At 73.2% G+C, this 7,337-nt stretch carries 6 protein-coding genes; 5 read left to right on the top strand and 1 reads right to left on the bottom strand.

Annotated elements, in window-relative coordinates; translation table 11 throughout:
• Window positions 1-347: 347 nt before the first annotated feature.
• Window positions 348-1,196: a glycosyltransferase family 2 protein gene (locus A6A25_RS38435; RefSeq protein WP_073898955.1), complete on the bottom strand. Its 849-nt coding sequence runs from the start codon at window positions 1,194-1,196 to the stop codon at window positions 348-350.
• A gap of 60 nt (window positions 1,197-1,256) precedes the next feature.
• Here A6A25_RS38435 and A6A25_RS38430 point away from each other — a divergent pair, with 60 nt between their 5' ends.
• The 5 genes from A6A25_RS38430 to A6A25_RS38410 all read left to right on the top strand — a co-directional run bounded on the left by A6A25_RS38430 (window position 1,257) and on the right by A6A25_RS38410 (window position 7,062).
• Window positions 1,257-2,183 (top strand): NAD-dependent epimerase/dehydratase family protein, encoded by a 927-nt coding sequence (locus A6A25_RS38430; RefSeq protein ID WP_073898953.1) that lies wholly within the window; start codon window positions 1,257-1,259, stop codon window positions 2,181-2,183.
• A gap of 88 nt (window positions 2,184-2,271) precedes the next feature.
• Window positions 2,272-3,891, top strand: a complete 1,620-nt coding sequence (locus A6A25_RS38425; RefSeq protein ID WP_073898951.1) for a carbamoyltransferase family protein — start codon at window positions 2,272-2,274, stop codon at window positions 3,889-3,891.
• Window positions 3,888-4,919 carry a glycosyltransferase gene (locus tag A6A25_RS38420; protein WP_083669011.1) on the top strand — a complete coding sequence of 344 codons (1,032 nt, stop codon included), beginning with the start codon at window positions 3,888-3,890 and terminating at the stop codon, window positions 4,917-4,919. The genes A6A25_RS38425 and A6A25_RS38420 overlap by 4 nt, the downstream gene beginning before the upstream one ends.
• Entirely contained in the window at window positions 4,916-5,821 is a 906-nt protein-coding gene (locus A6A25_RS38415) for a glycosyltransferase family 9 protein (protein WP_073898949.1), read from the top strand. The genes A6A25_RS38420 and A6A25_RS38415 overlap by 4 nt, the downstream gene beginning before the upstream one ends.
• Window positions 5,779-7,062, top strand: a complete 1,284-nt coding sequence (locus A6A25_RS38410) for a UDP-glucose dehydrogenase family protein (RefSeq protein ID WP_073898947.1) — start codon at window positions 5,779-5,781, stop codon at window positions 7,060-7,062. Before A6A25_RS38415 ends, A6A25_RS38410 begins: the two co-directional genes overlap by 43 nt.
• Window positions 7,063-7,337: the final 275 nt, after the last annotated feature.

Here is a 7,337-nt window from a genome sequence, read left to right as displayed (position 1 = left end):
GGTTAAAACGCCAGCGGACGGGCAGATCAGCAGGATGACATCCCCCGGTTCCGTCTCGGTCTTGTTGGGTTGGGAACTGCTGTTCGGTTGGTGGTCCCGGGTTTCGTGTCATCCCACCGACCTCCCTCCGGGCTACCACACGCGTCAAGGGGGCGCTTCCAGCCCAATGCGCCGGTCATGCCGAGAGGTGCCCCCTTGACACGTGCGGTAGGGCTGCGCCAGGTCGGCGGGATGACACGAAGCCCTACTTCTGTGAAGAGCGGCCGCACACGCCCCGGTTTCGTTCGTCCCCGCGCTCGTCGGCGGCTCTCGCGCGTGCCGTTGGCGGTCTTTCGCGAAAGCGGCGGTTAGCTCACCAGGGCGATTCGGCGTTCCACCTCGGCGGGTAGGGGGTGGCGGTGGCGGAGGACGGCGGGTAGTCGGCGCAGTGCCGCGACCAGTGCGGCGCCCGCGTCACGGTCCCCCATCGCGCGTCTGGCCAGGGCGAACGTTTGGTCGAGCACGACGCCGAGCGGGCGGCGGAGCCAGGTGGTCAGCAGGTCGTTGCGCAGTTCCACGCGTCGCCGCCAGGCGGATGGTGGTCGGAATGCCGACGGCTGGTGGTGGGCGACCACGTCGTCCACGTAGCAGCACGCCCATCCGGTGGCGGCCAGGTCCCAGGAGAACAGGCGCTCCTCCCCCGGCCAGAACAGCACCGGGTGGAAGCCGCCGACGCCGAGGAACGCCGAGCGGCGCACGATCGCGGCGCAGCACACGAAGCCCAGTACGGACGGGCCGGGCAGGTCGTCGTCGCGGCCCAGGGCGGAACGGGCCATTTCGACGCACACCGGGTCGAGTCGGCCGTCCGGCTCCACGATCGTGCGGGCCGCGATCAGGCCTAGCCGGGGGTGCCGCGCGAACAGTTGCTCGGCGCACCGCAAGGCGTCGGGGGCCCACCACGAGTCGTCGTCGCTGAACGCCACGTAGGGCGTCGTCGCGTGTCGCACGCCGTGGTTGCGGGCCACCGCGCCCTCGTTGCGCCCCAGCGCCAGCACTTCGACGTGCCCGAACTGCCGGCGCACTCGGGCGACCGTGTCGTCCGATGACCCGTTGTCCACGACGATGACCGGCACGTCCAGCTCACCGAGCCGCTCAAGGGTGCGGGTGAGGTCGTCCGCGCGGTCACGGGTGGCTATCACCACCGTCGTCTGGGGCACCCGCGAGTACTACCCCGGGAAGTGGTGGTTACTCATCTGATCGCTGGGTAGGCCCTGCTCATGGGATTCGAACGAGCGGTGGTGACGGGTGGGGCCGGGTTCCTCGGCTCGCACGTGTGCGAAGCGCTGCTCAAGCGCGGCACGCGGGTGGTCTGCGTGGACGACTTCCGCACCGGGTCGCCGGACAACCTGCCCGACGACCCGCGGCTGGGGGTGGTGGTCGAGGACGTGGCCAAGCCGCTGGACCTGCTCGGACACGTCGACCTGGTGCTGCACCTGGCCTGCCCGGCGTCGCCGGTCGACTACCTGCGGATGCCCGTCGACACGCTCAAGGCGGGTGGTTTCGGCACGTTGCACGCGCTGGAACTGGCTCGGCGCAAGAACGCGCGGATCGTCATCGCCTCCACCAGCGAGGTGTACGGCGACCCGCTGGAGCACCCGCAGCGCGAGACGTACTGGGGCAACGTCAACCCGGTCGGCCCGCGCAGCGTCTACGACGAGGCCAAGCGCTTCGGCGAGGCGATGACCTGCGCGTTCCGGGGCGAGCACGGCGTGGACACGGGCATCGTGCGCATCTTCAACACCTACGGCGCGCGGATGCGCCCGGACGACGGCCGGATGATCCCGACGTTCGTGCGGCAGGCCCGCGCGGGCGAGCCGCTGACCGTGCACGGCGACGGCTCGCAGACCCGCTCGCTGTGCCACGTGGACGACCTGGTGCGCGGCCTGCTGTCGATGGCGGAGAGCGACCACCCCGGCCCGGTGAACCTCGGCAACCCGGAGGAGGTCACGGTGCTGGAGGTGGCCCGGAAGGTCATCGACTTCACCGGCAGCGCGTCCACGATCCGGCACGTCGACGCCATGACCGACGACCCGCGCCGCCGCCGACCGGACATCTCGCTGGCCCGGCGGGTGCTGGGCTGGCAGCCCGAGATCGGGTTGGACGAGGGGCTGCGGCGGTCGTTTGACCGGGAACTCGTCGGGTAGTCGGACGACATCGGGCCGCGACGGTCCTGCCCGGGAAAGTCCACACAGGAGAGAGTCCGCCCAGGAGTTGGAGCGAAAGGGGAACGCCGTGCGCGTGCTCGGTATCAACGCGGTCTTCCACGACCCCGCCGCCGCCCTCGTGGTGGACGGCGAGGTGGTGGCCGCCGCGGAGGAGGAACGCTTCTCCCGGCGCAAGCACGGCAAGCGGCCGGTGCCGTTCTCCGCCTGGGAACAGCCCGAACAGGCCGCGCGCTGGTGCCTGGAGCACGCCGGCCTCACCCCGGCCGACCTGGACGCCGTCGCCTACTCCTACGACCCGGACCTGGTCGAGCCGAACGACGTGCCGTGGGAGGACCTGCGCACCGAGTACGCGCGCCGCGCGCCGTACTTCCTGGCCACCGCGCTGCCGGGGCTGGACCCGGCGATCGTGCGGTTCGTGCCGCACCACGTAGCGCACGCCGCGTCCACCGGCCTGGCCGCGCCGTTCGGCGGCGACTGCGCCGTGCTGGTCAACGACGGTCGCGGCGAGTGCCGGTCGCACCTGGCGGGCAGCTACCGCGACCACAAGCTGGAGACGCTGGCCGCGCAGCACCTGCCGCACTCGCTCGGCCTGCTCTACGAGGACCTGACCGAGCACCTGGGCTTCCTGCGCTCCAGCGACGAGTACAAGGTGATGGCGCTGGCCTCCTACGCCGAGCCCAAGCACCTGGACCTGCTGCGCGAGCACGTCTACGCGACCGAGGACGGCGGCTTCGCGGTGGTGCCGCTGGACTGGGCGACGCTGGCCAAGCGCCGCGGCCCGGACGACGAGGTGACGCGTGAGCACGCCGAGCTGGCGGCGAGCGTGCAGGTGCGGGTCGAGGAAGTGCTGTTGGACCTGGTCCGGTGGCTGCACGAGCGGACCGGGCAGAAGCGGCTGACCATGGCGGGCGGTGTGGCGCTCAACTGCGTGGCGAACACGCGGATCTTCGCCGAGGGGCCGTTCGACGAGGTGTGGGTGCAGCCGGCGGCCGGTGACGCGGGTACCGCGCTGGGTGCGGCGTTGCAGGTGGCGGCGGACGCCGGTGAGCCGGCCGCGCCGATCCCGGGCGCCGACCTGGGCCGGTCGTGGACCGACGAGCAGATCCGCGGGTACCTGGAGAACGCCGAGGTCGCCTACGAGGAGCCGGACGACGTGGCCGTCGCGGTGGCCGAGGCGCTGGCCGACGACCAGGTGGTGGCCTGGTTCCAGGGTCGCAGCGAGTACGGGCCGCGGGCGTTGGGCCGCCGGTCGCTGCTCGCGCACCCCGGCAAGGCCGAGAACCTGGAACGGCTCAACAACGTCAAGGGGCGCGAGCAGTTCCGGCCCATCGCGCCGATGGTACTGGCCGACCGCGCGGCCGAGCTGTTCGAACGGGGGCCGTTGCCGAGCCCTTACATGCTGTTCGTGCACGACGTGCGGTCGGAGTGGCGTGACCGGATCCCGGCGGTCGTGCACGTGGACGGCACCGCGCGCGTGCAGACCGTGAATCCCGGGGTCGAGCCGCTGATGGCGCGGGTGATCCGCGAGTTCGACCGGCGCACCGGCGTGCCCGTCGTGGTGAACACCAGCCTGAACACGGCCGGGCGGCCGATGGTGGACGACCCGCGGGACGCGCTGGAGTGCTTCGGGTCGGCGCCGGTGGACCTGTTGGCCATCGGCCGGTTCGTGGTGCGGCGGCGGCCATGAGCGTCGACTACGCGGTGGTGATCCCCACCGTCGGCCGGGACAGCCTGCAGGTCGTGCTGGACGCCTTGGAGCACGGTGTCGGGCCGCCGCCGCGCGAGATCATCGTGGTGGACGACCGACCGGAGCCGGGACCGCTGCCGCCGACGCATTCGGCGCGCGTGCTGCGCACCGGTGGGCGGGGGCCCGCGGCGGCGCGCAACGCCGGGTGGCGTGCCGCGTGCTGCGAGTGGGTGGCGTTCCTGGACGACGACGTGGTGCCGCCGCACGACTGGAAGCTGCGGTTGGCCGAGGACCTGGCACGGCTGGGGCTCGACGTGGGCGCGTCGCAGGGGCGGATCGTCGTGCCGCTGCCCGAGGACCGCAGGCCGACCGACTGGGAGCGGGGCACGGCGGGGCTGGCCGACGCGCGGTGGATCACCGCGGACATGGCGTACCGGCGGGCCGCACTGGTGCACTCGGGAGGGTTCGACGAACGCTTCCCGCGCGCGTACCGGGAGGACGCCGAACTGGCGTTGCGCGTGCAGGCGCGCGGGTACCGGATCGTGCGGGGTGATCGCGTGACCACGCACCCGGTGCGCGAGGCGGGGTTCTTCGCCAGCCTCAGGCAGCAGCGCGGGAACGCCGACGACGCGTTGGTGCGGCGGTTGCTCGGTCCCGAGTGGAGGGAGCGGATGGGTGGCGTGCCCGGACGGCTGCCCTGGCACGTGGCCACGACGGCGTCCGGTGCGCTCGCGGTCCTTTGTGGACTTCTCGGGTGGCGGAAGGGGGCGTTGGCGTTCGGCGGCGCGTGGGCCGGGTTGACCGGTTGGTTCGCCGTGCGGCGCATCGCACCCGGACCGCGCACCCGCGACGAGGTGGCCAGGATGGTGGTCACGAGCGTCGCCATCCCGCCCGCCGCGTGCCTGCACCGGCTGCGCGGCGAGATCCGCCACCGGAAGGTGCCCGCGGTGGGGCGGCCGGCCAGGCGGGTGGTGCTGGTGACCGACGCGCTGGAACGCCTGCGCACGCGCCGGGTGGTGCGGTCGTGAGGGTGCTCGTGCTGCGCGCGCTCGGCCTCGGCGACCTGCTGACGGCCGTGCCCGCGCTGCGCGGGTTGCGCCGCGCCCACCCGGGTGCCGAGATCACCCTGGCCGCGCCCGGCTGGCTGGCCGACGCCGTGGACCGGATCGACGCGGTCGACCGGCTGCTGCCCACCGAAGGGCTCGTGCCGATCGACTACGACTCGCCGGACCTCGCGGTCAACCTGCACGGGCGCGGGCCGCAGAGCACCGCGTTGCTGCGCGACACCCACCCATCCCGGCTGATCACGCACGGCGTGCACGTGCCATGGCCCGCGCACCAGCACGAGGTGCTGCGGTGGTGCCGGCTGCTGGCGCAGTTCGGCATCGCCTGCGACCCGGACGACCTGCACCTGCCGCCGCTGCCGGTGCCGTTGCCGCGCACCGACGACATCGTCGTGCACCCCGGCGCGAGCCACGGCGCGCGTCGTTGGCCCGCCGAGCGGTTCGCCGAGGTGGTGCGCGCGTTGGGCTCGGAGGTGGTGGTGACCGGCAGTCCCGACGAGGAGCCCTTGGTGCACGAGGTGGCACAGGGCCGCCGCACGCGCGTCGGCGACCTGGCCGGGTTGCTCGACCTGGTGGCCGGCGCACGACTCGTCCTCTGCGGCGACACGGGAGTGGCGCACGTCGCCACCGCCTATCGCACGCCGTCCGTGGTGCTGTTCGGGCCGGTGTCCCCCGCCGAGTGGGGGCCGAGGTCGGGGCCGCACCGGGTGCTCTGGCACGGCACGACCGGTGACACGTTCGCCGACCGGCCGGACCCGGGGCTGCTCGGCATAACCGCGGACGAGGTGCTGGCGGCCGCACGATCGCTACTGGGAGGTGGACCGTGGCCAGGATCGGCGTCATCGGCGCGGGCTATGTCGGGTTGACCACCGCGGCCTGCTTCGCGCGGCTCGGGCACACCGTGGTGTGCGCGGACGTGGACGAGGCGAAGGTCGACGCGCTCGGCCGTGCCGAGATCGGGGCGCACGAGCCGGGACTGGCGGAACTGGTCGCGGAGGGGTTGCGGGCGCGGCGGTTGCGGTTCGTGCTCGGCAACGCGGAGGCGCTGTCCGAAGTGGACTTCGTGTTCCTGTGCGTGCCGACGCCGACCGGCGCCGACGGCGCGGCCGACCTCACCGCCGTGCACGCGGTGCTGCGGGAGGCGCGGGACGCGGTGCGGCCCGGGTGCGTGCTGGTGATCAAGTCGACGGTGCCCGCCGGTACGACGGAACGGGTGGCGGAGCTGGTGGGCCGGGCGGACGTGCAGGTGGTGTCCAACCCGGAGTTCCTGCGCGAGGGGCACGCGGTGGACGACTTCCTGCGGCCGCAGCGGGTCGTGGTCGGCTCGGAGGCCGAGGAAGCGGCACGCCGGGTGGTGGCGCTGTACGCGGGGACGGGGGCGCCGGCGTTGGTCACGGGCAGTGCGAGCGCGGAGTTGGTGAAGTACGCGAGCAACTGCTTCCTGGCGATGAAGCTGTCGTACGTCAACAGTTTGGCCGAGCTGTGCGAGCGGGTCGGCGCGGACATCGGTGACGTGACCGAGGGGATGCGGCTGGACGACCGGATCGGGGCGTCGTTCCTGGAGCCGGGGCCGGGCTGGGGCGGCTCGTGCTTCCCCAAGGACACCAGGGCGCTGCTGTCCACGGCGGAGGACGCGCGGGTCGATTTTCCGTTGCTGCGCGCGACCATCGGCACGAACGGCCACCAGGCGCACCGCGTGGTCGGGATGGTGCGCGAGGCGGTGGGTGGCGCGTTGGCCGGTGTGCGGCTCGGGCTGCTCGGGCTGACGTTCAAGGCGGGCACCGACGACCTGCGCGACTCCCCCGCGCTGGCGGTGGCCTCGCTGCTGGCGGCCGAGGGCGCTCGGCTGACCGGCTACGACCCGTGCGTCACGGCGGACTGCGGCCCGGTGCGCGTGCTCGGGTCGGCGGAGGCGGTGGCGGAGGGCGCGGACGGGCTGGTGGTGCTGACCGAGTGGCCGGAGTTCGCGGAACTGGACTGGCCGAACCTGGCCGCCACGATGGTCAACCAGGTCATCGTGGACACCCGCAACCTGCTGCCGGCGGAGAAGGTGACGGAGGCCGGCTTCCACCTGGTCTCCCTGGGCCGCCCGACCCCCACCAAGTGAGGTGACGGCGGCCAGGTGACGGCGGCCAGGTGACGGCGGCCAGGTGACGGCGGCCAGGTGACGGCACCGGGTGACGGCGGCCGGGCGACGACGACCAGGCGACGACGACCAGGCGACGACGGACGAGCCACGCGGCTGCGGCCGGGCGGGCGGGCGAGTTGCAGCCGGGCGACGGCAGGTCGGTTCGGCGGCGGGCGACGGCAGGTCCGGCGGCCGAGCGACAGCGGCCTAGGCGGCGTCTCCTAATTGTGGGAAGCGGTGCGGCAGATCATGAT

Origin of the sequence: Saccharothrix sp. CB00851 (assembly GCF_001905065.1) — a bacterium.
Lineage (GTDB): Bacteria > Actinomycetota > Actinomycetes > Mycobacteriales > Pseudonocardiaceae > Actinosynnema.
Note: the sequence above shows the minus strand (reverse complement) of the source record. Positions and strands in the feature narration are given on the sequence as shown.